Genomic DNA, 25,932 nt, shown 5'->3' with positions numbered 1-25,932 from the left:
TCTCCTATTTCAACTCGGTTTCGACGAAGGACATCGGAGCCTCTCCGCCGTTGATGACATTATGTTCAACGCCCTTGTGGCGCCTGTAAACGGTTCCGGCCGGGACGACCGCTTCCCGGGTCTCGCCACCGGGTTCCTCGAGCAGCATCCGGCAGTCCGTGAGCGCCGTGATGACGTAATCAAGGTCGTGCCGATGCCAGCCGGTTTCGGCCCCCGGGGCAAATTCGAACCGGGTCACACGGACACGGTCGTCGTCGATCAGGTTTTCCGCTGTCGCCTTGGGGCGTGGCATGCCGCAATGCCTTTCCGGATTGCAGGGGGAGGGCGCGGCCGAACCGCACCCCCGCTTCATGGGTTTCAGTCGATCGTGTTCAACACATCGCGCAGCTTGCCGAAGAGTTCGTCGATCTGTTCTTTCGTGATGATCAGCGGCGGAGAGAGCGCGATGATGTCGCCTGTCGTGCGGATCAGGATGCCGTCATCATAGGCCTTCAGGAAGGCGGAGAAGGCGCGCTTGGTCGGCTCACCGGCGATCGGTGAAAGCTCGATTGCACCAATCAGGCCGAGATTGCGAATGTCGATGACATTCGGGCAATCCTTCAGGGAATGCAGGCCGTCTTCCCAGTATTGCGCCAGGTCGGCAGCGCGGGTCAGCAAGCCTTCTTCGTCATAGGTGTCGAGCGTTGCTAGGGCTGCTGCACAGGCGATCGGGTGGGCCGAATAGGTATAACCGTGGAACAGCTCGATCATGTGCGCAGGGCCGGTCATGAACGCGTCATAGATGTCGGAAGAACAGAAGACAGCGCCCATCGGGATGACACCCGACGTCAGGCCCTTGGCCGTGGTCACGAGATCCGGCGTGACGCCGAAATAGTCGGTCGCAAAGGGGGAGCCGAGACGGCCGAAACCGGTGATGACTTCATCGAAGATCAGCAGGATGCCATGCTCGGTACAGATCTCGCGCAGGCGTTCCAGATAATTCTTCGGCGGGATCAGGACACCGGTGGAACCTGCAACAGGTTCGACGATCACGGCAGCGATTGTCGAGGGATCATGCAGCTGGATGATGCGGATCAGATCTTCTGCATATTCGGCGCCGCTTTCCGGCATGCCACGCGAAAAGGCGTTCCGCTCCGGGTCATGGGTGTGGCGCATGTGGTCGACACCGGTCAGCAGCGAGCCGAAATGCTTGCGGTTGGCGACAATGCCGCCCACGGAAATGCCGCCGAAGCCAACACCGTGGTAGCCGCGCTCACGACCGATGAGGCGTGTGCGGGTACCCTGACCGATGGCGCGCTGATAGGCGAGCGCGATCTTCAGAGCCGTATCGACACTCTCCGAACCGGAGTTCGTGAAGAAGACGTGGTCGAGCGGCGAGGGCATCAGGGCCGCGAGGCGTGCGGCCAGTTCAAAGGCCTTCGGATGACCCATCTGGAAGGCAGGTGCATAATCCAGTGTGGCGACCTGGTTCTGCACCGCCTCGACGATTTTCGGGCGCGAATGGCCGGCATTACAGCACCACAGGCCGGCAGTGCCATCCAGCACCTGGCGGCCGTCTGCCGTCGTGTAATGCATGTCTTTCGCGGACACGAACATGCGCGGAGCCTGCTTGAACTGGCGATTGGCCGTGAACGGCATCCAGAAGGCTTCGAGATTGTTGGTTGCAGCCTGGCTCGGTGCTGACATGCGTCCTCCTTGCGGGCCTTCCTTTCCGGAAAGCGCCGACTGTTGCTATTCAATATGGAGGAAGCCATAGCACGCGGCACCGGCCAAAGGCAGTGCCGTTCGCGCTGGTCCTCTCCCCAACTGTTCCCACGGTCCTTCCGTTGGGCTTTGCCTCTGTATCGGAAGGAGCCAAATCTCTCTGGTTGGCCGTTTGGCCTGTGCCGGGTTTCCGGCATATTTTGTCGACGATCCGAAGGAAAGGTCCCGGCAAGTTGCCGCGCGTCCGGCAAATTGGCCCGTTGCAGGGCGTGAGGGGATCGACTAGCCTTCTGACCATCTGGTCAATTTACCCTAGGAGGGATTTGACCAAATGGTCAAGATGCAAATCAAGTCGGCCTGACTAATTTCTGGTCACTGACCTTGAGAATGCATCCAGACAGGCTTGAAACGGGCTGAAACTGGACGGAATCGGCTCGTTCTGGCAAGAGTTTGAGAGAATACCCAAGGGGCGGGAAGCGGGACGATTGATGACAGAACTTGGCGGGCAGACGCAGGACCCATCAAAACCGGTCGGACTGAGCCGGATCCAGGAAAAGAACAGATCCTTGATTCTCGACGCCGCCCTGGGGGAGTTTTCCAGGAAAGGTTTTTCCGGTGCGACGGTGGAACGGATCGCGGCCGAGGCAGGGATGTCGAAGTCAAACCTGCTTTACTACTTCTCCTCCAAGGAGGCGATCTACAACGCAACGCTTGCCCATATTCTGGAAGTCTGGCTGGCGCCGTTGAAAACACTTCGGCCTGAGGGGGAACCGGCCGAGGAACTGGCCGGTTACATCCGTCAGAAAATCGAAATGTCGGCAAGCTTTCCGGAAGCCTCGCGTCTCTTTGCCAATGAAGTGATGCAAGGCGCGCCGCAAATCCTGCCGATCCTCGAAACGGACCTGAAGCGACTTGTCGCCGAAAAATCCCAGGTGATTGAAAACTGGATCGCGGCTGGCAAGATGCGTTGGGTCAACCCGGTGCACCTCATCTTCACCATTTGGGCGACAACCCAGCATTATGCGGATTTTTCCGTCCAGATCAGGGCGTTGACGGGCAGGGACCTGTCGGACCCGGATTTCCTGGAAGAAACAGCAAGTGCGGTTACCTCGCTGATCCTCAATGGGGCCGGCCTCGACTGGCCGGCGAAAACCGGTCCGGGAGAATGAGCAGCGACGACGATCATGTCAGTGCGTCCTCCCGCATTGCCGTCACTGACCGCCTCCATATCCTGAAAGATGACCTGAGCGAAGATTTTATCCGGGCTTCAGGGCCGGGCGGTCAGAATGTCAACAAGGTCTCGACGGCCGTACAGCTGCGTTTCAACCTTTCCGGCAACGAGACGCTGCCGCAGGACGTCAAATCCCGGGCAGCACGGCTGGCCGGAAGCCGGTTGACGCTGAATGGTGAGATCGTGCTGCAGGCCGATAGGTTCCGGACCCGGGAGCGCAATCGCGAGGACGCGCTTGAACGCCTGTTGGACCTGCTGCGCAAGGCCACGGAGAAACCGAAGCCGCGCAAGGCGACCAAACCGACACTCGGTTCGAAAAAGCGCCGGCTGGACGCCAAGAAACAGCGTGGACAGATCAAGAAGATGCGCGGGCGGGGCGGACGGCTCGACGATTAACGGCGTTTGTCACTCGAGAACGCCGTTAATCGGTTTCAGCGGCTCGGGGACCGGTTCGCCGATCCGCTCCGCCAGGGCAATTTCAATCGTGCGGGTCATGGCGGATATCGGCAGACCGTGAGCCCCGTCGGCAAAGGGATGTTCCAGTTCTTCCGTCACCGCCGCCAGTCCAAAGAACACATAGGCAATGACCGCGGCGAAGACGGGGGCGAGGAAGCCGGTGCCGTCGATCAGAGCGAAGGGAACCGCCAGGCAGTAGATCCAGGTCGTGCGCAAAACGAGCAGGGAATAGACGAACGGCAAAGGGGTTGATCTGATCCGCTCACATCCGGCCTGAGCCAGACTGATTGCCGCAAGACGTTCGCTCAACGCCTTTTGCCCGAACCCGTCGAGGTGGTTGGCCGATGCCGCCGTGCAAAGCACCTGATTTGCCATGTTCAGGGCTGCGCAGGGCGTGGCAAGTGCTTTCAGCTCTTGATCTGTACCGGACCAGGTTTCGAGCGCCTCTGGGTCTTCAGTTCCGCGCAGGCCGCTTCGGTGAAGATGTGTGAACAGGATTGCGCAGCGCAGAAACCGCCGGCGCAGGATATCGTCTTGCAGAAACAGGTCACTCTCGCGGCCAAGGCTGCGCATATCTGCTACCAGTTGCCCCCAGAGCCTGCGCGCTTCCCACCAGCGCTCATAGGCTGCGTTGTTCCGAAACCCGAGAAACAGGGAGAGAGCGATGCCAAAAACCCCCGTTGCGGCGAGCGAGATATGCGGCAGTGGCACCAGAAACCGGTCGAGCAACACGACAAGGAATGCAAATGCCGCAACAAGTGCAATCAGCGGCGCGATCCGGGGCACGATGGAACCCTGCATGACAAAAAACAGTTTCAGGTGATTGGGGGGATCTCGAAGAATCATGATTACACCCACCGGGTTTGCCGCCAAACGGCCCTTGAACGAAAAGTTCTGGCTATCACTCGCCAGAAAGTTTGCCGCTGTGACAACGCTGTAATGGAGTCGGATCTAAGAGGGAAGCCGTGTCTAAAGCTGATTCTCACCCAAGGGGTTCTTGCCAAAGGTGAGGTGGTCACAAGAAGTGCAGAACGGCTGGGTATATCGCAGCAATGCAACGGGTCCTGCGGGCAGGGGGTGACGATGCGACGATTGATTGTCGTTGGCGCAAACGGTTCTGGTAAGAGCTTTCTGGCGGCGAGACTTCACAAGATCCGTCCCGATGTTCCCCTGGTCGCATTTGATGCGATCAAACTCACCAAAGACTGGCATCGGAGGAAACAGCAGGACATTGACGCTGAGTTGGCCCGGGTTGTTGCAACGGATGCCTGGCTCCTGGAAGGGGGACCAAGCGTGCTGGGAAAAGCACTTCCACGGGCGGAAGCGGTCATCTGGCTTGATCCGCCCGAACTTCTCAGACTTTGGAGACTAGCCTGCCGGCCCTGGCGGAACTTCGGTAAGGAACGCACCGAAATTCCTTCGGGCAACAGGGACTGGCCGCTTCAGCAATATCGTTTTGCCTTCCAAAGTCTCATGAAGCGGGACCGGTTCAGAGCGCAGATCACAAGCCAGCTTCACTCTGTGCAAGGGCAAAGTGTCTGGCACTGCAGGACACAAAGCGACGTGGAGCAGGCGGTCTCCAAGTGGCAGTCTTGAGCCTGACCCGCAGGATCGCCTCAGGGCAGGCGCTGTTCGAAACGTCTCCAGAGTTGCTCTGAGTCCCGCGCGAGAATACCGCCTTCATAGGTGTGGATCTGATCTGCCGCGTAGGGCACAAGCGCCATCATGTCGCTGCCGCCTCGGGCCGGGTCCGGAAGGCCAAAGAAAACATGCCTGACATCCGCCATGATGATGGTGCCCAGACACATCACGCAGGGTTCCGTCGTGGTGTAGAGGACACAATCCTCGTGTCGGCTAGCGCGCACGTGTCTGGAAGTTTCAAGTGCCTCAACTTCCGCATGCTGAAGTTTGTCCGACCGGGACCGGATCCGGTTACGGCCGCGGCCGACAATCTCGCCATCGCAGATTACCACCGCACCAATCGGCAGGTCGCCCGCAAGTCCTGCCTGCTCCGCTTCCTGTAAGGCTGCGGACATGAAGGTTTGATGGTCTATGTATTGAAGTGCCCTCATACGCCGAAGGCTAAATAAATGATGTAACGCGAGCGTGACCGTTCCAAACGGTTTTGCAGCGCAGCTTCGGAATGCAGAGGGACGAACTAGCTTCTCTGCAAGGATGAAAGCAATTCGGTGTAGACGGGAAGAGCCAGTCTCGGCAAAGAAGATGCTTTCGCGAACTCCACCCAGCGCAGTTCGCTGTGTTCATCTCCCAGGTTCTGGGGCTCTCCCTGCCAATTGCGGACAACAAAGAAATGAAAGGTCACTGGCTCAGTTTTATCGGTTGAGCCAATTTCAAAGCTCTTCAAAAACGTAGCCGTTTCGATCTGAATGCCGGTTTCTTCCGACAATTCCCGAGCAAGAGCACATTCAAGTGTTTCTTCCCGCTCGACGTGGCCTCCTGGAAAGCTCCACATATCCGGATAGGTCCGACGCACCGGCGAGCGAAGCGCCATAAGTATCTTTTCATCTTTCACGAGAAGTCCGTTTACAATATGCGTCATAAGACCTCTTCAAACTGGGCCCTGACCCTGGGTGCCTCAAATTGTTACTAGTTGTGGATCAGTTGCAAGTGGCTTGGCACTCGCAATAGCTCGCACGTTTCCAAGCCCTCAACTTGAGAAAATCGAAAACCTTCACAATAGCCGATGGCGTCGCCCCAAGTTGAGTAGGTTGCATTTGGCATAAACCCGATCGCTCCCAACTCGATGATTGCTCCGTGGGTAACGATCAACGCAGATTGATTGTCCTTGAGCTCACCTGCAATCGATCGCCATTCCTCGGCCTGCGCCCGAGCAAACCTTTCACATGCGTTGTTTCGACGAACGATCTTGGAAATGCTTTCGAGATCGTTTGGCCAAGCCACCGCATCAAGAATGGATTTTGGAAGGTTGCCCAAGGCGGCGGATTGGCGGGTAAGGGTGTACCCCATTGCGATTGCCGTCTCGATCGCACGAGGTTTTTCACTGGTCCAAACCAGATCAAACGGACCGGTGGAATTGCCAATCAAACTCGCGAGGGTCACTCCCTGTTGCGACAGGTGCTGTCCGGGTTTGGATCTCATGGTGTGTCGACGAACCTCAAGAACGGGCATTTTCGTCCTTAACCTATCGTTTGTTCAAGAAAGTGTTTCGCTCAGACCGCGCCAGTCCGTGCGCCACGAGGCGATCGATCACTTCGGCGTAGTCGACACCGCTGGCTGCCATCACCTTGGAATACATGCTGATGTCGGTGAAGCCCGGTATCGTGTTGAGTTCGTTGACCAGCAGCCGGCCATCGGGACACAGGAAAAAATCGACCCTTGCCATGCCGTCGCAACCAAGAGCGTCGAAGGCCATGGCGGCCGTTTCGCGAATGCTGTCTTCAAGGACTTGGGGAATGTCCGCGGGCACTATGAGGGTCGCGCCTTCGCCATCAATATATTTGGCATCGTAAGTATAAAATCCATGCTTTTCAGCCGGAACGATCTCACCCGTCCGGGAGACGAACAAGTGCCCGTCCGGCTCCTCCAGGACGGCGCATTCAATTTCGCGTCCCTGGATGAACTCTTCCGCCAGTAATTTATGGTCGTGACGGAAACCTTCGATGAGTGCTGCCTCATAATCTTCTTCCGTGATGACCTTGCTCACGCCGACCGACGAGCCCTGCCGTGCGGGTTTGATGAAGACCGGCAGACCAAGCTGTTCGCTGATTTCCAGAAAGCTCTTCGGCCTGCCCTTCGGAATTGTTACCGAGCCCGCAGTCGGTACTCCGGCGGCTGACAAGAGCCGTTTTGCAAGGTCCTTGTCCAGCGCATTTGCCGATCCGGCGATGCCGCAGCCGGCGAGGGGCACTCGGGCCGTTTCGGCCAAGCCCTGGACAGCACCATCTTCACCCGGCAAGCCATGGAGAACTGGAAAGAGGATGTCGATCCGGGGCAGTTCACGGCAGTGGCCGTCGGCCTCAAGCGCGACAAGCCTTCCGTTGCCACCTGGCAGAAAGCAGAGATGCGCACCGTTTGCCGGCTGCGCCAGAATGCCGTTTTCGCAGGAGCTCAACAGCCATTGACCTTCCCGGGTAATATAGACGGGGACAACGTCATAGCGTTCCGGCGCCAGCGCCTTCAGAACGTTGGTCGCTGACAACACCGAGACTTCGTGCTCCGCGGACAGGCCGCCAAACAGGACGCCGATGCGGGTTCTTCTATTTGCTGCTGACATTGTTCTTCCGATTCTCGTCAAACGTCAGCAATGACCCTGAAACATGGCGGTTCCGTGTACCACAGGCACATGTGGCTGCCTGCGAGGACTTGAAGCCTCCTTTCAGTCACTCAGCAGGGGCGCGGCACATCCGTGAGATAAGGCAGCAGGACTTCCGGTGCGGTTTTGAAGAAACCTCCGAAGTCGCGCTTGCCGATCAGGCCTGTGCCGGACAGGCTCTCGAGTGCCTTAGCGAGGTCGTCCGGAACGAGATCGAGAACGCGGGGGTCGCCATTTTGACCCTGGTCAATGTTCTGCTGAACGGCAACGAAGCGCTCGGTCATTTTGGAGTGCCGTGCAAGCAGTTTCTCACGCGCCTTGTGCGCACGCAGATATTCCTCGATTCGGCGCACCAGGCGCTCCCGATAGGCTGATTTGCAGAACCGGCTGCGCTGATGCCGCATGGAACAGGCCAGGAACTCGGCCCCTTCCGGCACCCTGAAAATTGCGACACCCCGTTTGACCGACCACTCCGCAGCGGTTTCACTGATCCGCCGCGTACAGTTTTCATGCAACTCGCTGTCGATGGCATCCAGCCCGGTTTCGGTCCTGTTGACAGTGATGTTCACCGACGTCTTTCCGGCAAGCGCAAAAGGCACAGCTCCCTCGGTGTCGTAGGTACGAGCCCTTGCAGTGGGCTCTGAGGCTAACAGGGCTTGAAGGGTCGGATCCGGCTTGGCGCTGGCGCCAGTCGATAGGTGGTGGAAGGCCCACATGCCGGCAAAGGAGACGACGAACAGCGCCAGCGCGAGACCCAGAAAGCCTGCGCCAAACCCGCCGCTTGACGAAGGGGCAGGGGTCACATTGAGGTTTTGGGACGCAAGACGCTCCCGATAGGACGCCTGACCTTGTCTGTTATTCCCAAAAGCCATCGGGGACCATCCTGCTTTTCATGGCGATGCACCTGGTCAGATCTCGGACTTCGAAGCATTTTAACCGACCTTTTGGCCTGTCAAATTTGAGATGTTGTGAGGCGCATTCCGAAAAGATGTAACTGTCACTAACACGAATAAAACAGCTTTAGATTGCAAATCTTATAAATGTGTAAAATGGAGTGCGATTTGGCGGTCGGAGATTGCAAAACTACATGGTCTTTGAATTGCCACGCTCTCGCCGAAGACGCTGACGCGCCAGTCTACGTCGTTGTGCAAGCGCAAACCAGTCAACGCGCCGCACGTCGTCAGCGCCATGACGTTTACAGACGAACCTGATGAACAGTGGGCATTCTGTTTGCGCAGCTATGATGACGAGCAGACCAGGCGAGTGCGATTTGAAGGCCGGCAGACTAGAATGAATTGCTGCACAGTGACCGGCGCTGACCACGTGAATACGGCGAAGGTCAAACAATCCAATCAACGGGGCTACACCATAAAAGGAACTCATACCGGTGTCTCTCCGATCGAACTCGTGTTGCTTACGACTGGTCAGGTGGTCCAAGCTGGCTGCCTGTTGCAGAGGGCTCATTTCCAGCGTCAGGACGCTGCAAAGCTATCTAGGGTTCCTAAAACATCGACCACGATAAGCCCAGGTTCATGTCGTCATCTTGGGAAGCAGGCAATATGGGTGCTCAGGCGCAGCAGAGGTGGGTGTCCTGTTCAGCTCATCTTATGTTGTCACTAGTGAGAACGGTCACGATTTGGGCCAGGCAGAAAGGGCACAAACAGGGGTGTGACAGGGCAAGGCGTGAGCAAGGCTGAGCGCCCGCAGACCCAACATATCGAAGGGCAGGGAAGCCTTGCGGGAAGATAATGCGCCAGTCCCTATTGCAGAGAATTCTCTAAATCGCACAGCCCTCAGTGGTTTTGATAATATCAACCACCTAAAATAGCAGACGGCCATATGCCAAAGTTCAAAAAGGGATGTAATTCAAGAGGCAACTATGTCGCGAAAAAGTCACTTGGCGGCTAAGTCAATGTTGCATTGGTTAGCGGTTAGTATTGGTAATCCATGTTGGAAAAGCAAAAAGGGAGGCATTGGCGAGTATTGTTTCTACCACCAGCATGAATTTGCGAGGGAAAGTGCTCATGCATTGCTTGAAAAGATAGGGGTTCTGGATAGGTCCGGATATTTTTTGATCGCGCCGGAAGAGTTGTCTGCAACGTTGGATAAGACACCTGATGAATTGATCGATTTTGACGAATGTCTTGCAGTATTCGTTGCTAATACAGGCGAATATGGAACACACATTTTCCCAACGCCATATCAACGATGTTTTGCGGTTCCAATCGAATATCAACAGATTGGCGATGCGCTAACGCAGGTAGGTTACTTGGAACCGCACGATAGTGGTTCAGCTTGGACCGATGCTGCTCGTCCTGCACTTGAACGAGCTCAACTGTGGGGTGTTGGTACCTACGAGGCTATTGGCGAAGGTTCGGATAATGAATGTCAATTGTTCCACGAACTGAAGTCGGTACCTGATGAGATTCAGAAACAAGTCGCCGCTCTAATTAAGGCCGACAGAAATATAGCGGCAATTCAGCTCCTGCGAGATAACTCGAACCTCGGATTTAAGAACAGCAAGACCATCGTGGAAAAGAAACTGATTCAGAGATGAGGATCTCTGGCGAGCAGTATCAATGTGTTTATATTTAGCGCGCTGTCTCCTGTTTGGGTTGTGAGAACTTCTGAGCGGCGTCAATGCGAGAAAGTGCCTTCTTCCTTTTGGCATTCACCTCCGGATCATTGATGAAATCCGTCCTGCGTCCCGGCTTAAGCCCACGCCGTTTGTATCCGCCTTTCTCGCTGGCTGACTTGACCTTCGGCGGTGGCAAATTAGCTTCCTGCTGTTCCTTCACCCAGTCCAGAACGTCGCCCAGACGCTTGTTCTCGGTGACAGCCGCGTGCGACACGCGCTGATCCTTGTCGAAGATGCGGAACGGCAGGGAAACACCGTTCCAGAGTACCTCCAAGCGGCCGTGAGCAAACTCCCGGGCCTCGACATATTTGCCGGGCAGGGCGCGCGTTACCTCACTCTCATCCAGGATCAGTCGCTTGCGCTCGTAGGAAATCGCAAGCTGTGCTGTCACATAGCGTGTTACCTTCCAGCAAAGGATCTCCTGGAGCCGGTCCGGTTCCACATTGAGCGCCCGATGGAGATTGTCAGATCGCGCCGGAACCTTGGAAAACTGCGCGTTGTAGCGCTCCATAAACTCAGGCAGGAAAGCGTTCGCAGCCTCGATCGTGCTGATATTGGCAAGCCTCAGAGCCTTTACCAAACGGTCCTGAAGGGTGCGGTTGGCCCGCTCAGCCTTGTTGACCCGGAACACCGAATGCTTGTCGGAATAAAACGCCACCGGCCGGCCATGTGACGTCAGATAGGTCTCCAGCGCCTCGAAATAACTGAAGGCACTTTCCCACCGGACAAACCTCAATTCCATCACGGTGCTGGTGGCATCGTCGATGAACACCAGCAGCGTGCATGGAGCGCCGCGGTCCTCAAACCAGCGGTGCTCGCTGCCGTCGATCTGAACCAGCTCGCCATAACATTCCCGGCGCAGTCGCGGTTGATGGAAACGCCGGCGCTGCTTGCGCGACAACCACAGTCCATCTTCGATCATCCATTGACGAAGCGTCTCCTTGCCAACCTTGAAACCGTGATGTTCCAAAAGCATCTCGGCGGCCAGCGTCGGTCCGAAATCGTCATAGCGCTCACGCACCAAGGTCATCGCATACTCACGCTTGGCCGGATGGATGGCGTTGTTCGGACGGCGGCCGCGAGCCCGGTGCCGGATCCCACCAGGACCTTCGGACCGAAACCGGTCCAGCAGACGATAGACGTGCCGCCTGGACATGTTCATCAGATGGGCCGCCGTCGTGACGCCGATATCGCCGTCATCGACCTGGGCCAGCACTTCAATCCGCTGCAAGTCACGTTCGCTCATCAACACCCATCCCATGCCGCATCTCCCAGCTCAAACTACAAAACGGGAAGTGTGACATTCCTGAATAGACCAACCGTGACATCTTAGACCGGCGCTCACATCTTAAATTCGCATAATCAATATTATGGAACATAAACCTACTAGGTTATTTGCCGATATGGAACAGCGGCTTAGCCGATGCATCGGCCTCTCGCAACGTTGTCTGACCAAGCTCACGCCGTCACCTGGCTTGTCAGTCCTCTCGCGGCGTCTCTTCGTCCGAGGTTGCCAGACCGTCCTTTGCGTCGATGACGCGCTTGGCGATCTCGAAGGAAAAACCTGCGCGGCACATGGCTGCCAGATCGCGTTCGCGCCGTTCGGCTCTCGATCCTGTGGTTCTGAAAGGTCCAAGCCGCCGTCGTCTGGCAAAGGTTCTGGCGGCGTCTTCGTCACTGTGGTCGTCCTTGTTCAGAACGGCATCGATGGTGTCGCGGTCGACACCTTTGGCTGCGAGCTGCGCTTCAATCTTTCGCCGTGAGCCGCCACGGCGTCTAAGGCTTGCGGTTTTGGTTTCGGCATAGGCCGCATCGTCAACAAGCCCGTTACGTGTGACAGTCTCCAGCACCGTGTCAATCATGGAACCGAAGTCGTCCGGATCGAGTTCCAGTGCCTGACAGGCCTTGTTGACCTTGCGTTCCAGGACGCGCCGCAAATTGGATCTGCAAGTCGCATACCGTTCCAGGTAATGGAGCGCGGATCTGGTGAGCCGTTCCGGTGTCGGAGGTTTGTAGCGCGGCTTATTCGGCATGAAGTGCCGGTGTGCCCGGCCGCATTTGGCCCTTGAGCCTGATCTTCATGCCGTCAAAGGCAGGCTCAATGGATGCCGGGAGTTCATCTGTTAGTGTCTTGTAGTCCAAGTCATTGTGAAGATTGGTGAAAACAGCTTTCTTCGGCGCGAGTTTCTCTGTCCATTCCAGAGCATCCGCCAGGCAGAAATGGCTGGGATGAGGCCGTCTTCGCAGGCAATCCAGAATGAGAACATCCAGGTTTTTCATACCTTTAAGGGCGCTTGGCGGGAATTCCGATATGTCGGGAACATAGGCGGCCTCCGCGACCCGAAAGCCAAGCGCCTTCATCTCGCCGTGGATAACTTCAAACGGTTCAAATTGCAGGGAACCGGCGGCGCCTTCGATTGTAATCGTCTCTCCGTTCCGGATCTCCCGCCGTTCCAGGATGGGTGGATAGTTGGAGCCTTGCGGCGTTTGAAAACAATAGCCAAAGCTGGAAGTCGCGCGCTGATATGTGTCGTCGTCCATGAAGACCGGCACTCTTTGACCACTGCGCACCCAGAAGGCCCGTAAGTCATCGATGCCGTGCAGGTGGTCGGCATGGGCGTGAGTGTAAAGCACCGCGTCAACGTGCTGAACCCTTGCGTTTAGAAGCTGGGTCCGGATATCGGGGCCTGTGTCTATCAACACGGTTGTGCAAGCGTTATCCACACGCTTTTCCACAAGTAGCGCACAGCGTGAACGGTTGTTTTTGGGTTCGCTCGGGTCGCAATCTCCCCAGTCGTTGCCAATCCGTGGAACACCGCCGGAAGACCCGCAGCCAAGAATGGTCAGTTCGATGCTCACGAAGTGCCGGCTCCGGTCTGGAAAGCTGCCTGAGGCACCTTTTTGAAAAGACGGAAGAAGTTTTCCGTTGTCTGTCGGGCGATCTCCTCTTCTGAGACGCCACGGGTTTCTGCCAGGACCGCTGCCGTCATCGCCGTGTAGGCGGGTTCATTGCGTTTGCCGCGCCTGGGCTGCGGTGCCAGATATGGGGCATCGGTTTCCACAAGCAGACGATCAGCCGGAAGGTCTCTGGCAATGGCGCGTAGCTCATCGGAGCGCTTGAATGTCAGGATGCCGGAAAATGAAACATAGAGCCCAAGCTCAATTCCGGTCTTGGCCAACTCGTGGCCAGAGGAAAAACAGTGCAGAAGGGCCGGGAAGGCCCCCTTCCCCATTTCCTCGCGCAGGATTGCGGCCATGTCCTCATCGGCGTCTCTTGCGTGAATGACCAGAGGCAGTCCGGTTTGCCGTGCGGCTTCGATATGAATGCGCAGGCCTTCAGCCTGAGCGTCGCGGGGTGCCTTGTCATAGAAATAGTCGAGGCCGGCTTCACCGATGGCAACCACCTTGGGATGGGCTGCGAGCTGCACGATGTCTTCGACCGGTATGCCACGTTCGGTCCCCGCATTGTGCGGATGGGTGCCAACGGAGCAGTAGACATTCGGATACTCTTCGGCAATTGCACGAATCTGGTCGAATTTCCGAATATGGGTGCATATGGTCACCATGAGCTCGACCCCGGCGCTCCTGGCGCGCTCGATCAATTCGGCGCGCTCGCCGTCAAAATCGGGAAAGTCGAGGTGGCAGTGGCTGTCTACTAGCATAAAGGGTCCGCACAGCGTGGAATTGGGGCTTCTTTTCGGTGTCTTCAGCGCGTCTTGATACATGGAATCGGACGTTAACTGAAGAGGTTTCGCGGCTCATTTGGATGGTGGCCAGGATCGGTAAAACGCGGAAATCAGTTCAGGTGGCTGCGTGGGCACGCAGTGCCAGAAAGAAATCCAGAACCACCTGCTTCCGGTCCAGGTTCAACGCATCCGCGTCCCGCACAGCCTGGTTGGTCCGGTCCCAGATCTCGATCAGCCTGTTGGCCTGGTGTACACCGGCACCAAGGTTTTGGCGCATGCGCTCATGCAGCCAGATCTGGGCAATGTGCTGGAAACTCTCCCAGTTGTCCGATTGGCCGCGGGCCGCCACCAGATCGGCAAGTGCGTGCGCCTTCGCCAGATCCAGCTGGCCGGCAGTTTCTGCGAGCTGCTTGACGCCGCGCGCAATCGCGAGACCGTCGCCGGACAGAAGCGTAATGGCAGACCGCAGGCTGCCATCGGCAGACTGGGCGATTTCATGGAGGTCTTCACCGGAAGGAACACTGTCGCCTGCAAGGTCACGCAGGCCTTCTGCGATATCCGTCTCGCTGAGCGGTGCGAGATCGATGCGACGGCATCTGGAGCGGATCGTCGGCAGAAGCCGCCCGGGGGCGTGGCTGAGAACCAGGAACAGGCAGCGCTCGGGCGGCTCCTCGAGGATTTTCAGCAAGGCGTTGGCCGAGCTGATGTTCATATCGTCAGCGGCGTCAACGATGCACAGTCGCCAGGCCTTGGCAGAGGCCGTCGTTCCGAAGAACGAGACCGTGCGGCGGACTTCATCGACCGGCAGATCAGCCTTGAACCGCTTGGATTTGTCATCCCAGGGCCGGCGCAGATGCAGGATGTTGGGATGTCCGCCGGCCGTCAGCTGGCGCGAAACCGGATGGCCTTCCGGCACAGAGAGGTCCTGCGCAGCAGCAACGCTGCTGCCGAAGCGGTCCGGGTTGGCAATCACGAACCGCGCGAACCGAAAGGCGAGCGTCGCCTTGCCGATACCCTTGGGACCGCCGAGGATCCAGGCGTGGTGAAGGCGTTCCGAGCGGTAAGCGTCGAGCAGCTTTAGTTCTGTCTGCCGGTGACCGATCAGGCGGTTGCGCTCATGCGGCAAGGGATAGCCCGGCAGGGCATCGACTTCCGGGATCTCGATCGGGGCGCTTGACCGGGCCATCAGCGCGACGCCTCCGTGATCGAGGCCGTTTCACCGTCCGGCCTCAACTCCGACGCAAATGCGGTTGCAACGGATGACCGCACCGCCGTTTCGACCTGTTCAAGGTCCTTGGACCCGTCAATGACGGCAAAACGATGGGATTCTTCTTCTGCCAGATCCAGAAACATCTGCCGCCGGCGTTTATGGACCTTCATGGTTTCGCCTTCAAACCGGTCTGGGCCACCGCTGTTATCGGTCTGGGAGCGCACCTCAACGCGGCTGAGGCCGATTTCGGCCGGCACGTCGATCAGGATCGTCAGATCCGGATAGGTTCCGGCAACAGCTGCCGTTTCGAGAAGCTTCAGGTAGGCAATGTCAACGCCGGCTTCACCCTGATAGACCCTTGTGGAATCGGCGTATCGATCGCAGAGGACCCAGTCGCCGCGCTCCAGCGCAGGCCGGATGGTGGTGTCGACGTGATCGGCGCGCGCAGTGGCGAACAGCATCGCCTCGCCTCTGGGGCCAAGATCCTTGGCTTCGCCGGATAAAAGCAATTGCCGGATCTTCTCCGCGCCCGGCGATCCGCCGGGTTCCCGTGTCACGATCACGGTCTTTCCCTGCGCCTCCAGCCAGGTTTTGAGCCGGGCGATCTGGGTGGATTTGCCCGCGCCTTCACCGCCTTCAAAAGTTATGAAATGTCCCGCCAACCGCCTTCGGCCTCTCGATTCTCGACGCTGTTCCACGTCGCGCTGTCTTAGCAGCAGTTCCCTCACAGCAAAAGGTTTCTGCTATCGCGTCGTGAAGGGGGCCAATCCGCTGTCGATGCGCAGCGTGTCCTTGCCCGGAGACGGATCCCTTTGTGGCAAAGCCTGTCGCTGTCATCTTTGTGGAGACCCCTAGCCGATCCAGCCGAACAGCAGCTCCTGCAACCCGTCCAGGGCGCGCCCCATCAGTGTTCCCGACTTGACGGACGCCCCGGTCACCAGCGGAGCACGATAGATAATGCCATTTTTTCCGATCACCCGGATTTCGCCTGCGGGCGTGCCTTCGGCGACGGGTGCGGCGAGCGGACCGGAATAGACCACCCGGATCCGGTAATCGAGCGTCGGGCCGCGTGGCAACAACACGTCGACATTGTTTTGCGAAACGAGCGGCACGCTGCTTTGCGTTCCGCCGAACACCCGGCCGTCCGCAATGATTTCGCCGGCGGTGAAGACGGTCTTGATGGTGAAATATTCCCACGCGCCTTCAAGAACCTCCTTCAAAGTCTGCAGGCGGTGCTTGTCGGAGGTCAGCCCGGCAACGGAGGCGATCACCCGGCGCCCGTTTCTGTCGACGGAGCCGAGACCGGAATAACCGTCCTCAACATCGTTTCCGCCGCCAAGGCCGTCGAGATTGCGTATCTCGCCCAGAAGCGGGTTCTTGTTGCGCTGGAAGATCTTGTTCCAGGTGAATTCCGGCATCTGGAATATCTGGTAGAGGTCCGGGTGGGTCTCCACGATGTATTCGGCCAGGAGGGCCTGATCGCGGACTGAGGTCTGGCTGGGTTTTTCCGCGTAGCCGGTCGGGTTGGCGAAGCGGCTGTTTTCCATGCCGATCTTTTCAGCCAGCGACGTCATGCGGCCCGCGAAAGCCTCTTCCGAGCCGTCCAGACATTCCGCCAGGATAATGGCGGCGTCATTGCCGTTATGGACCAAAAGACCCTTCAACAGATCTTCAACGGCAATATCGGATTTGATCGCGGCGAACATGGTGGCGCCGCGGCCGGAGGGCGCTCCCCCCGTGCGCCAGGCGTGCTCGCTGACCTTGCAGAGCTGATCCAGAGACATGTCGCCGTCTTTCAACGCCTGGAATACGGTCGCGGCCGTCATCACCTTGGCGAGGGCGCCAGGCCTGAAGGTCTGGTCGGCGTTCTTGGCGAATAGGATCGTTCCGGAGGACGGTTCGTATAAAAACGCCATCGGCGCCTTGGTGACGATGGTTTCAGCGGCTTTGCTCGTTGCCACCAGGCCTGTCAGGAAACCGAGCCCCAGCAGAAAGGCGAAAACAACTGAATAACCAAAGGAACTGGAAGTCTTGTGTGCCGGATGCATCAATCCGTCTGCCTTGCCGTTAGCGTTCAGATCGCGGCAAGGTGGCGCCGGCCGTAACCGGCGCGAAAGCGCTTAGCCGCCGTTTTGCAGTTTGGCTGTCAGCTGGCGCATGGACAAGCCGGTGTCGCCAAGATCTGCCAGAAGCGAATGAGCGTCCGAGATACGACGATTCGCGGCAAAGGAAGAAACAGCGCTGCCTTCGCTCAAGGTGCCGGGCGCCGGAACTCTCAGCACGCCGAGAGATTGTCCGGTGGGAGCCGGCTCAGCTGTGTAGGCGGTGCCGACCGGCTCAAAGCTGTTGTTCGAGGCCACCTTAATGGAAGGTGCACCAGCTTCAAACGCTATCGCAGGATCGAAAGCAACGGTTAGTGGTTGCTGGCGTGCCGGTGCCGCTGCTGCGGTCTGGTAAGGACGTGCGGCCGGTGCCGGTACCTTGCCGAAGGTCACCGGCTGGGTAACGATCGGTGCCTGAGCCAGAAGGGTTCCCGGCATGGTCGCGCCCGGCTCGACAGCGCCCGGGCCACGATAGGAGGCCATCAGGTAGGCTTCATCCTGACCGTGGAGCGGCGCCTTGCCGATATATTCGACCTTGACCTTGCCGACGCCGGATTCCTTCGTGCCGAGCATGCCCGCAACACGTTCGGACAGGTCGATGACGCGGTTGCCGTGGAACGGACCGCGGTCATTGACGCGCACGATCATCGAGCGGCCATTGTTGACATTGGTGACGCGGGCATAAGACGGCAAGGGCATCGTCGTATGCGCGGCGGTCAGGGCGTTGCGGTCGAACACCTCGCCATTGGCGGTTTTGCGACCGTGGAAGGTCGGGCCATACCAGGATGCCAGGCCGGTCTTCTTGTAGTTCGGTTCATGCTTCGGGTAATACCACTTGCCGGCAATCTTGTATTTCTTTCCGACTACGTAACGGCCGCCACCCTTCGGCACAGGCTTACCGGCGGCGACGACCCGCGGGCTGCCTTTGACGCCGTATTTTTTCGGGCTGAACTTGGCTTTTTCCTGAGGTGCGGAGCTGCAGGCCGCGACGGCCGAGACAGCCGCAATCGTGATCAGACTGGTGCGCACCTGTTTCCAGACAGACCGCTCTTTTCGAGCGCCTTTTTCCGGTGACCTGGCTGCGCGCCCAAAAGACGTCTCTGCCATATGGCTGGATTGCCCGCCTGTCCCTTGCATACTGCCGTCCTACTCACTTACGCGCTGGCGGCCCCGCAGCTCACGCAATTATTCCGGCGTGTGGTTTTCGTCCACGCCGGTCCTAAAGGCACAAGTCCGATCTGTTGATCAGTCCCCGCAAGACACACTGCCCCCGCTGCACGTCCCGCTTATGCCTTTGTTAAAGCGCAACTTTCTTACTTCAAAGTAAACCGGGCGTCGAGAGAGATCAGCGTGTGAAAATTGCCTCTCCACCGATTTCGAGCGCAGGTGCAGCATTCAGCTTTCCGGAAGGCTTTGTAACAGACTGAAATATTTTGAGAAAATCATCCCGAATGTGTCCTGTGCCAACTGTTGCCGTAGGGGCACAGGTGGACAAAAATCGTCAATCGCAGCTGGTGTGACGTAGGTCACATCCGGCCTCGTCAAATCAGCCTAGGGTCAACTCATTGCTGATGACCGCCCTGTCACAGCAATGCTGGACCCCACCTCCAGCTTCGGCCGCCGGTTCAAAACCCTGCCCACGACACCGGACCGGCGGCCACGCCTTTTGGCGATGTTCCGGTGCCCGCTGTGCACGTCCTGCCCCTACCCTGAAGCCGGCGGCACCGGAACATCCCAAAGGAGCCCTTCCCTTCTTCCTGAGATCTTTCGCTTGTCTGCGGGGGCAGCGTTGCCGATCCACACGTATTTCGGATTATTGGCTGGTCAATGAAATCAATCTCTTGACTTTCCAATCCCGACAGAGGAAACGGGAACGGCAGCCGCACCGCCAAGGTGCTTCACGTGCTGTCCGGTGAGGTGGCCGAGTGGTTTAAGGCAGCGGTCTTGAAAACCGCCGTGCGTGAGAGCGTACCGTGGGTTCGAATCCCACCCTCACCGCCATTTTCTTTCTTGTACTGACCGGCTTGACCGGCCTTCGGCGCGAAGCTCGTTATTGCTTGGTGCCGGTCGAATTGTGGCTTGCTGTTTTACGGGACGCCCAGAGTTGTTAGTCCATGGCATGGCGTTCCATGAAATCTGCAAGGTCACTCGGGTTGAGACTGCTGGCGATTTCTGAAGCCTTGGCATTGAACTTTGCTATCCCCCATTCTTCGTAAACCAGCTTGTCAACTTTTGAGAGGCCAGGTAGCAGCGCCTCAAACGCCTTGCTTACGTGAAAGGCTTTGACGAAGCCTCGAAGTTCCGCCTCACTCAGTTCGAAGCTTCCTGCGAATTGCCACGCCGCAAAGGTATCGATGCAACTACCTAGTGCAGCTCTAAAGCCTGACACACCAGAGGATCGCCTGATGTAATTTTCTTCCGGTGGGATCATCATGTTTGCATCGCTCAGGATGCTCTCATATAGCGATGAAACCAGGTGATCAAAGTCGTCATGTGACCGAGCCTCTTGGTCCCTTTTCTTGCCTTCCTCCATAAGCTGCGTTTGACTTTTGAAAAGCTCAGCACTCCGCCTTGCCTCTTCGGCCTGTGCTCTCGTCGCATCTTCGGCTTCAATTGCGACCTTTCGCGTTAGCTCCATCTCCTTTCTCGTTAGCCGTAATTCTTCTTTTTGAGCGGCTAACTCCTTTGATTGGATAACAACCGCATACGCCAGCCAGGCAAAGGCCAGTGGCGCAAAAACACCAGCGAGAAAGTCGCCAAGTTCGTTCGCAGTGAGGCAGGCTACTACAGCTCTTGCAGGCGAAGTTTCACATCCTGCAGAAGAAACGAGTACTAAGATTCCTGCGAGGATCCAGACAATTGATCCGCCCATCATCAATTTCATGCTCACCCCCTGGCATGGATCAACGTCGAAGCACCACCTTTACGGCCGCAATGGCGACATCGCAACTTGCCGGAAATCTCGGTGTCATTGACGAACACGTGCTCAGATCGTGTTTTCCGATAAGCTTGTCCAGGTCGAGTTGCTGGCTCTTCCGTCAAAACCGGTTTAGATACAATCGACAATCGGATTTCTTCAGATCGCCGCATGTTTCCGCCTTCCCGAAACGGGCTTGAAGTTAGGGTTTGACCTAGCTGACAACCGGCTCCGGGCGCGCGACAATCCACACTGCGACTCCGACAAATCTGAGCACCCCCGAACCGCGCACAATCTTCTCGAACCATTGGTTCCCTGCTGCCCTGCGAGGCACGAACACAAGAAACGGTGCTTTTCGGTCTTGAGATTCCAGAACCCGTCCGGATCGCAGATGTCACTCTGCGACTATTAAAACAGAGCGAGAAAGCATTGCCGGTTCTGAGAAGGGGTTGCGTAAAAAAGCGTTTTCAAACTAGAATTGAGCCTGCTTTTTTTGAGTGGTTTGTACTTATGTCGCGCATTCGAACGCTATTGTTGATTATTGCCGTTTTCACGGTCTTTTCCCCCGTCATCTCGGTGGCTGAGGAAAAAAAGGACTGTGACAAAATCGTAGACGCGACTGAAAAAGCGCGTTGCCAGACGGGTATTGTTTATGACCCGAAACCAATGCATTCGAACCCGTCCATTATTGGAGGAAACTGGCACCCGGGCATGTGGGGCCAATCATCGGTTTCCGACCAAACTCTCAGAACTTTTCAACTGAACAAAATTCAAGAGTTCAACAAGATTGTTGAAATGGAACCCGGTGCCCTCGGTTCCGTTTCAGGAAACTGATTTTTTTATTCTTTTTAATAGTAAGTTGGAGATGACCGTTGCAGCTCTATGTTTTGCCAACATCTGTAAATGGATTGCTGACGTATCTAATCGTCAGCCTGGTTGTTTCATTTGTTCTGATTGCCCTTTTTCAACTGTTTGGAAAACGGACGAGATTCCGGTCCAAGTCCGTTCTTGGGTCAAGGGCCTCACGATATTTGGCACTCCTAATCATCACGATGGCCTTTCTTGGAACGGCTGTCGGCATGGCTGGAGGCTGGAGCCGCGTCGGCGTGGTCGGCGACATTATTCCAGCGGTCTTGGGATTGATTGGCGGTATCACCGTTTATCTATTTGAAAACAAGGGGGGAAAGGGAGTTGCTGCGGTCCCTGCCGCTTTGGCCTTCACGATAACTGTCTTCATCGGTTACCAATTGGGAACAGAGAACAGAAATCCGACCGAACGCGCTCAAGTGTACCGGGACATGTGTTTCAGCGCGTTGTCGAACCCGGAACTGCTGTCTTCTGATGAGGCCTATTGCAGGTTCATAGATGGTCCGGGACAGGCATGTTGGGAAGTTCTGTTTCATAACAACATGACTTTCTTGTCTGACGCACGTTACGGAGACGCGACATATCTCAAGAATTGGTATGAGGCGCAAAAAAGACAGTCGGACCAAAAATTTCGCAATTGTCTTCCCTGGAAGAAGGAGCGCGAAGAAAAAATGCTCAAGGCAGCTTCCTGATATCGGAGAAGCATAGAATTCCAGTTTCGGGCGATAGTGATGGCTATCTATATTTTGGCTGGTCGTTTGATTGTTTTTTTACCCGGACCCAGAATTCGCCTTTGCTGAACTGTCAGCTTGCCAGCGCAAGATCGCGCCTCAATGCCGTGAGGCGCTGCAGTACGGCGTTGCGGCGGAGGTCTAGATCGGCCTGAAGCTGGTCGATGTGGGTCAGCTTTTCCGTCAGGCGTTCTATTCCGCCTTCGCAGGGCCCTGCCCCCTCGTCTGCCAGACAGGCCTTCATGGCGCGCAGTTCCCGGGTGGAAAAACCGATGGCGATGAAATCTCGGATGCGGGCCGCGCGGCGCAGGTCGGTTTCGGTGTAATGGCGATAGCCATTGACCGTTCGGCCGACCGAAAGGAGACCGGCTTTTTCATAGTGGCGCAGCATGCGCTGGCTGATCCCGAGTTTTTCGGCGGCTTCCTTGGCTTGCATCCTGTGTCCTTTCCGGAAGGTGTCGAGATCTATGTAGGGACTGCACGGCGGATCGAACACCACGCCGCACGGAAACGGGTCTCCGTGCGGCGCAGGTTCTTGCTCAGGTTCGAAGCGACCAGCCACCATCAACGGTCAGGATCTGGCCCGTCAGCCAGGCATTGTCCGGACTGCCCAGCTGCAGGATCCACGGCACAATGTCGGATGGCAATCCGCGGCGGCCGAGCGGAATTTGTTCTGTCTCCTGCGCTTCGATCTGGCGTGCCATTTCTTCCGGCAGACCCATCATCCCCGTCAGTGCGCCGCTTTTGACGGGACCTGGCGCCACGGCATTCACACGAATGCCGTCGCCGGCCAGTTCAGTCGCCCAGGATCTGGTCAGATGTTCCAGCGCCGCTTTCGTCGCGGCGTAATGCGCAAGCATCGGCGCGGCATTGCGGCTGACGGCGGTCCCTATATTGACAATGGCTCCCCTGGTTTCGCGCAACGCGGGCCGTGCGGCCTTGACCAGCTGTGACGGGGCAATGATGTTGACGGCAGACATGGAGGCAATGGCGTCGGCCTCATAGGCGTCGATTGGCAGTGGCTGTCCGGCGCCTGCATTGTTGACGACAAGGTCGAGACGCCCCCAACGGCGGGTTGCTTCTGCGACAAGGCGTTCACCGGTTTCTAGGTCTGCACTGTCAGCCTGAAAAGTCTCGATGGTATTCTTGAGCGCTGACACTTCCTGAAGTTTTTCTTCGCTGCGCCCGGTGATCAGAACCTTTGCGCCGCGCTCGGCCAGGGCCAATGCGGTGGCCTTGCCAATGCCGGAGCTGCCTCCGGTGACGATTGCAACGGTGCCTTGCCAGGTGTGTTCTTGGGTCATCTTGTCTTGTCCAATCTGCAAGTCTTGAAAACGGTGTGCAGACAGGCCTAGCGGCCTGACACTAGTGTCAGGGTCAAGGGGAAAGTGTTCGGGTCAGAGCGCTTTTCTGAGGCGGCAAATATTCTTGTCTTTCAAAGACGACCAATTGCCGCCCCTTCCCCTTTCGCTTATCATTTCCGCAGGAGGAGACCGGAGCCATGTGCTTCGGAAGACTGGGAGGTGAAAGTCGGCATGCCGGTGATGCACGAGCCGTGGCTCGTGGCGCTGTCTCTCGTGATGGCATTTCAGGGGAGTTTTGTCGGGTTGAACCTGGCCGTCCAGGTCGGCCGGGCCGATCCTGCGCGCCGGCGCCTGCTTCTGGCCGGGGCCGCACTGACGCTCGCGCTGGCCATCTGGTCGATGCATTTTGTCGGCATGCTGGCGGCCCGGTTGCCGGTTGCCGCCAATTTCCTGGTGCTGCCGACGCTCCTGTCTTTCCTGGTCTGTGTGCTGGTAGTTGGCATCGCGGTCTTTGCTGCCAGCAATGCGCGTCTCACGCCCGTTCGCTTGGGCCTTGCCGCCTTTGTCATGGGCAGCGGCATCTGCACCATGCACTATCTCGGCATGTATGCGCTGCACGATTCGCTCCACATGCAGCACGATCCCGCCTATGTCTTTGCCAGTTTCCTGATCGCCTTCAATGCCGCCGGACTTGCCATCTGGCTGTTGTTCGGCTTCGGGCGGCGCCCACCCATCCTGATTTCAGCCATTGTCCTGGCTCTGGCGATCGCAGCCATGCATTACACGGCCATGACCGGGCTGACCTATGAGCTGGTGGCCAAAGCCGACCCCGGACTGTCTCCGGTTTTCAGCCCGGGCATGTTGGCGATTGTCGTGTCCTGTGTCGCCTTTCTCGTCTCCGGTCTGTTTCTTCTGGCCCTGGTGCCCGCCCAGGCCGCAAGTGACACGGTGAGCACGCCCGATGCCGAGATAGAGACGCAGGTTGTTGGAAAAGCTGCAAGTCAAATTCCTGGGGAAGAGGCTTCCGTCGCGCGATTGCCTGAAACAGAACCGGCGAGAAAAGCGGCCAGCGGGCTTCAGGCCGCAGCGAGGCCGGTGCGCACTGCGGCAAATACAGCCAAACGGACCCTGCCGATCGAGTGCGACGGGCAAAAAGCCCAGATCGGGATTCCGGAGATCTTTGCCATTCACGCCGATGCGCATTACACGCGGCTTTATGACGGCAGCCGCGAGTTTTTCTGTCCGCTTTCCATCAGTGAAGCCGAGCAGCAGCTGGACCCAAAGGTCTTCAGCCGGGTGCATCGCAGTCACATCGTGAACCTGCACCAGGTCTCCAGCTTCAACCGCTCCGGTGACGGCGGCGTGCTGGTTCTGGCGGGGGACGAAGGCCAGACGGTTCCCGTCAGCCGATCCCGTTGGGGCCGCGTGAAAGCGAAGCTGACAGATCTTGCCGAGGTGCAACCCGCACGGGACCATCCGGCAGCAGCTCAATAGACCTTTGTGTGCTCTCCGAAAGCGTGTGCGCTGCGAGAAGATCGCAAAATCACCGTCATTGATGTAATCCTGCACGAACGGCGTACACGTCAGGGTGGTTTTCCCGAAAGGTTAGTTGCCGCTCCTAACCGTCTGCGTTTTAACGAATTGTTACGTTCGGGCGATCTCCTTGTCACGAAATGCGACAGGCAAACTGCCGTATTTCGTGCAGAGTAACCCGTTATCCGTGCAACTTTTGCAGCGCTCCATGCATGCGCCATTGAGTGTGCGCTGCACCCTTCTGCACGCTTTCCTCATGCGAAAACCTGTCCCCGACCGGGGGCAGCGTTGAAACGGCGAAGCGGGCGGAAACCAGACAGTTGGTCTTCCCTCACCTTCACCGGTTCACGGTTTCGTCTTTGAGACCGCAGGAGGGAGGAGAAGAACGTGATCCCTGGTGAATTCACCTATCACCGGCCATCAACCGTGGCCGAAGCCGTCGCCATTCTTGTCAGCCATGGCGACGAGGCCCGTCCGCTGTCAGGCGGTCACAGCCTGATACCGATGATGAAGCTGCGCATGGCAGCGCCGGAACATCTCGTGGATCTCGGCGGCATATCCGATCTGAAAGGCATTTCAGAGGAAGGTGGCGCGATCAGTATCGGTGCCATGACCACCCAGAACGATCTGATCAACTCGGATCTGCTGGGAGCAAAATTGCCCATCATTCGTGAAACGTCCCTTCTCATTGCCGATCCACAGATCCGCTACATGGGAACACTCGGCGGCAATGTCGCCAATGGCGACCCGGGCAATGACATGCCGGGCCTGATGCAGTGCCTTGATGCAACCTATGTCCTGACCGGTCCGGACGGAGCCCGGGAAGTTTCAGCGCGCGACTTTTACGAAGCCGCCTATTTCACTGCACTCGCGCCGGAAGAAATCCTGACCTCGGTGAAAATCCCTGTGCCACCTGCGGGCCACGGCTATGCCTATGAGAAACTGAAGCGCAAGGTCGGCGACTATGCGACCGCTGCAGCGGCTGTCGTACTGACCATGTCCGGCGGAACGGTGGCGACCTGCTCCATCGCGCTGACCAATGTGGCGGACACGCCCCTCCATGCCGCTGAAGCCGGCGAAATCCTGACCGGCTCGAGCCTCGACAAGGACACCGTCAAACGCGCGGTTGCGGCTGCCGAAGCCATCACTGAGCCGGCGTCCGATGGCCGGGGACCGGCGGAATACCGCACAAAAATGGCTGGCGTGATGCTGGAACGCGCTCTTGCGCGCGCCGCAGACCGTGCAGCTGGTTGAAACCG

General features: G+C 57.6%; 27 protein-coding genes and 1 tRNA gene. 9 read left to right on the top strand and 19 right to left on the bottom strand.

Annotated features, from left to right (window positions below; translation table 11 throughout):
- Nucleotides 1-4 precede the first annotated feature (4 nt).
- Together ACO6TG_RS00660 and ACO6TG_RS00655 are read right to left on the bottom strand one after the other, a co-directional pair.
- The gene (locus ACO6TG_RS00660; RefSeq protein ID WP_422376432.1) at nt 5-292 is read right to left on the bottom strand and encodes a cupin domain-containing protein; all 288 of its coding nucleotides are present in this window, start codon (nt 290-292) and stop codon (nt 5-7) included.
- Nucleotides 293-357: 65 nt separating this feature from the next.
- A complete protein-coding gene (locus ACO6TG_RS00655; RefSeq protein WP_422376431.1) occupies nt 358-1,686 on the bottom strand; it encodes an aspartate aminotransferase family protein in 1,329 nt (442 codons plus the stop codon).
- Between the two features lie 506 nt (nt 1,687-2,192).
- Here ACO6TG_RS00655 and ACO6TG_RS00650 point away from each other — a divergent pair.
- Together ACO6TG_RS00650 and arfB are read left to right on the top strand one after the other, a co-directional pair.
- Complete coding sequence (locus tag ACO6TG_RS00650) at nt 2,193-2,873, top strand: TetR family transcriptional regulator C-terminal domain-containing protein (protein ID WP_422376430.1); 681 nt, start codon at nt 2,193-2,195, stop codon at nt 2,871-2,873.
- Nucleotides 2,870-3,331 (top strand): alternative ribosome rescue aminoacyl-tRNA hydrolase ArfB, encoded by a 462-nt coding sequence (gene arfB, locus ACO6TG_RS00645; protein WP_422376429.1) that lies wholly within the window; start codon nt 2,870-2,872, stop codon nt 3,329-3,331. The genes ACO6TG_RS00650 and arfB overlap by 4 nt, the downstream gene beginning before the upstream one ends.
- A gap of 9 nt (nt 3,332-3,340) precedes the next feature.
- Here the strand turns inward: arfB and ACO6TG_RS00640 are convergent, their stop codons facing one another.
- Nucleotides 3,341-4,237: a bestrophin family protein gene (locus tag ACO6TG_RS00640; RefSeq protein ID WP_422376428.1), complete on the bottom strand. Its 897-nt coding sequence runs from the start codon at nt 4,235-4,237 to the stop codon at nt 3,341-3,343.
- A gap of 93 nt (nt 4,238-4,330) precedes the next feature.
- On the opposite strand from ACO6TG_RS00640, the gene ACO6TG_RS00635 reads away from it, so the two are divergent.
- Entirely contained in the window at nt 4,331-4,987 is a 657-nt protein-coding gene (locus ACO6TG_RS00635) for a DNA topology modulation protein FlaR (protein WP_422376427.1), read from the top strand.
- 20 nt (nt 4,988-5,007) lie between these two features.
- Here the strand turns inward: ACO6TG_RS00635 and ACO6TG_RS00630 are convergent, their stop codons facing one another.
- The 5 genes from ACO6TG_RS00630 to ACO6TG_RS00610 all read right to left on the bottom strand — a co-directional run bounded on the left by ACO6TG_RS00630 (nt 5,008) and on the right by ACO6TG_RS00610 (nt 8,557).
- On the bottom strand, nt 5,008-5,427 hold the full coding sequence (locus ACO6TG_RS00630; RefSeq protein WP_422376426.1) for a nucleoside deaminase: 420 nt from the start codon (nt 5,425-5,427) through the stop codon (nt 5,008-5,010).
- Nucleotides 5,428-5,549: 122 nt separating this feature from the next.
- Nucleotides 5,550-5,951, bottom strand: a complete 402-nt coding sequence (locus ACO6TG_RS00625; protein WP_422376425.1) for an NUDIX domain-containing protein — start codon at nt 5,949-5,951, stop codon at nt 5,550-5,552.
- A gap of 47 nt (nt 5,952-5,998) precedes the next feature.
- Nucleotides 5,999-6,511 carry a hypothetical protein gene (locus ACO6TG_RS00620; protein WP_422376424.1) on the bottom strand — a complete coding sequence of 171 codons (513 nt, stop codon included), beginning with the start codon at nt 6,509-6,511 and terminating at the stop codon, nt 5,999-6,001.
- Nucleotides 6,512-6,554: 43 nt separating this feature from the next.
- Nucleotides 6,555-7,646, bottom strand: a complete 1,092-nt coding sequence (locus ACO6TG_RS00615; RefSeq protein WP_422376423.1) for a D-alanine--D-alanine ligase family protein — start codon at nt 7,644-7,646, stop codon at nt 6,555-6,557.
- A 110-nt stretch (nt 7,647-7,756) separates the two neighbouring features.
- Nucleotides 7,757-8,557: a hypothetical protein gene (locus ACO6TG_RS00610; RefSeq protein WP_422376422.1), complete on the bottom strand. Its 801-nt coding sequence runs from the start codon at nt 8,555-8,557 to the stop codon at nt 7,757-7,759.
- A gap of 1,007 nt (nt 8,558-9,564) precedes the next feature.
- Between ACO6TG_RS00610 and ACO6TG_RS00605 the strand changes: the two genes are divergently transcribed.
- The gene (locus ACO6TG_RS00605) at nt 9,565-10,242 is read left to right on the top strand and encodes a hypothetical protein (RefSeq protein WP_422376421.1); all 678 of its coding nucleotides are present in this window, start codon (nt 9,565-9,567) and stop codon (nt 10,240-10,242) included.
- A gap of 34 nt (nt 10,243-10,276) precedes the next feature.
- Here the strand turns inward: ACO6TG_RS00605 and ACO6TG_RS00600 are convergent, their stop codons facing one another.
- The 8 genes from ACO6TG_RS00600 to ACO6TG_RS00565 form a co-directional block, all read right to left on the bottom strand.
- On the bottom strand, nt 10,277-11,584 hold the full coding sequence (locus ACO6TG_RS00600; protein ID WP_422376420.1) for an ISNCY family transposase: 1,308 nt from the start codon (nt 11,582-11,584) through the stop codon (nt 10,277-10,279).
- 217 nt (nt 11,585-11,801) lie between these two features.
- A complete protein-coding gene (locus tag ACO6TG_RS00595; protein ID WP_422376419.1) occupies nt 11,802-12,356 on the bottom strand; it encodes a regulatory protein RecX in 555 nt (184 codons plus the stop codon).
- Nucleotides 12,346-13,182: an MBL fold metallo-hydrolase gene (locus ACO6TG_RS00590; RefSeq protein ID WP_422376418.1), complete on the bottom strand. Its 837-nt coding sequence runs from the start codon at nt 13,180-13,182 to the stop codon at nt 12,346-12,348. Before ACO6TG_RS00590 ends, ACO6TG_RS00595 begins: the two co-directional genes overlap by 11 nt.
- Nucleotides 13,179-13,985, bottom strand: a complete 807-nt coding sequence (locus ACO6TG_RS00585) for a TatD family hydrolase (RefSeq protein ID WP_422376417.1) — start codon at nt 13,983-13,985, stop codon at nt 13,179-13,181. Before ACO6TG_RS00585 ends, ACO6TG_RS00590 begins: the two co-directional genes overlap by 4 nt.
- 139 nt (nt 13,986-14,124) lie before the next feature.
- Entirely contained in the window at nt 14,125-15,195 is a 1,071-nt protein-coding gene (locus ACO6TG_RS00580; RefSeq protein WP_422376416.1) for a DNA polymerase III subunit delta', read from the bottom strand.
- On the bottom strand, nt 15,195-15,881 hold the full coding sequence (gene tmk / locus ACO6TG_RS00575; protein ID WP_422376415.1) for a dTMP kinase: 687 nt from the start codon (nt 15,879-15,881) through the stop codon (nt 15,195-15,197). The genes ACO6TG_RS00580 and tmk overlap by 1 nt, the downstream gene beginning before the upstream one ends.
- A 189-nt stretch (nt 15,882-16,070) precedes the next feature.
- Nucleotides 16,071-17,267: a D-alanyl-D-alanine carboxypeptidase family protein gene (locus ACO6TG_RS00570; RefSeq protein ID WP_422376414.1), complete on the bottom strand. Its 1,197-nt coding sequence runs from the start codon at nt 17,265-17,267 to the stop codon at nt 16,071-16,073.
- A gap of 72 nt (nt 17,268-17,339) precedes the next feature.
- Entirely contained in the window at nt 17,340-18,458 is a 1,119-nt protein-coding gene (locus ACO6TG_RS00565) for a septal ring lytic transglycosylase RlpA family protein (RefSeq protein WP_422376413.1), read from the bottom strand.
- A 774-nt stretch (nt 18,459-19,232) separates the two neighbouring features.
- Between ACO6TG_RS00565 and ACO6TG_RS00560 the strand changes: the two genes are divergently transcribed.
- Nucleotides 19,233-19,322: transfer RNA gene (locus ACO6TG_RS00560), tRNA-Ser, on the top strand.
- A gap of 106 nt (nt 19,323-19,428) precedes the next feature.
- Here ACO6TG_RS00560 and ACO6TG_RS00555 read toward each other — a convergent pair.
- A complete protein-coding gene (locus tag ACO6TG_RS00555; RefSeq protein ID WP_422376412.1) occupies nt 19,429-20,205 on the bottom strand; it encodes a hypothetical protein in 777 nt (258 codons plus the stop codon).
- Nucleotides 20,206-20,586: 381 nt separating this feature from the next.
- Between ACO6TG_RS00555 and ACO6TG_RS00550 the strand changes: the two genes are divergently transcribed.
- Complete coding sequence (locus ACO6TG_RS00550; RefSeq protein ID WP_422376411.1) at nt 20,587-21,072, top strand: hypothetical protein; 486 nt, start codon at nt 20,587-20,589, stop codon at nt 21,070-21,072.
- A gap of 38 nt (nt 21,073-21,110) precedes the next feature.
- On the top strand, nt 21,111-21,797 hold the full coding sequence (locus tag ACO6TG_RS00545; RefSeq protein WP_422376410.1) for a hypothetical protein: 687 nt from the start codon (nt 21,111-21,113) through the stop codon (nt 21,795-21,797).
- Nucleotides 21,798-21,909: 112 nt separating this feature from the next.
- On the opposite strand, the gene ACO6TG_RS00540 is transcribed toward ACO6TG_RS00545, so the two are convergent.
- Nucleotides 21,910-22,272: a MerR family transcriptional regulator gene (locus ACO6TG_RS00540; protein ID WP_422376409.1), complete on the bottom strand. Its 363-nt coding sequence runs from the start codon at nt 22,270-22,272 to the stop codon at nt 21,910-21,912.
- Nucleotides 22,273-22,375: 103 nt separating this feature from the next.
- Entirely contained in the window at nt 22,376-23,140 is a 765-nt protein-coding gene (locus tag ACO6TG_RS00535; protein WP_422376408.1) for an SDR family NAD(P)-dependent oxidoreductase, read from the bottom strand.
- 231 nt (nt 23,141-23,371) lie between these two features.
- On the opposite strand from ACO6TG_RS00535, the gene ACO6TG_RS00530 reads away from it, so the two are divergent.
- Complete coding sequence (locus ACO6TG_RS00530) at nt 23,372-24,634, top strand: MHYT domain-containing protein (RefSeq protein WP_422376407.1); 1,263 nt, start codon at nt 23,372-23,374, stop codon at nt 24,632-24,634.
- A 426-nt stretch (nt 24,635-25,060) separates the two neighbouring features.
- A complete protein-coding gene (locus ACO6TG_RS00525; protein ID WP_422376406.1) occupies nt 25,061-25,927 on the top strand; it encodes an FAD binding domain-containing protein in 867 nt (288 codons plus the stop codon).
- Nucleotides 25,928-25,932 lie beyond the last annotated feature (5 nt).

The sequence above is a fragment of the Roseibium sp. genome, assembly GCF_965233565.1.
GTDB lineage: Bacteria > Pseudomonadota > Alphaproteobacteria > Rhizobiales > Stappiaceae > Roseibium.
Note: the sequence above shows the minus strand (reverse complement) of the source record. Positions and strands in the feature narration are given on the sequence as shown.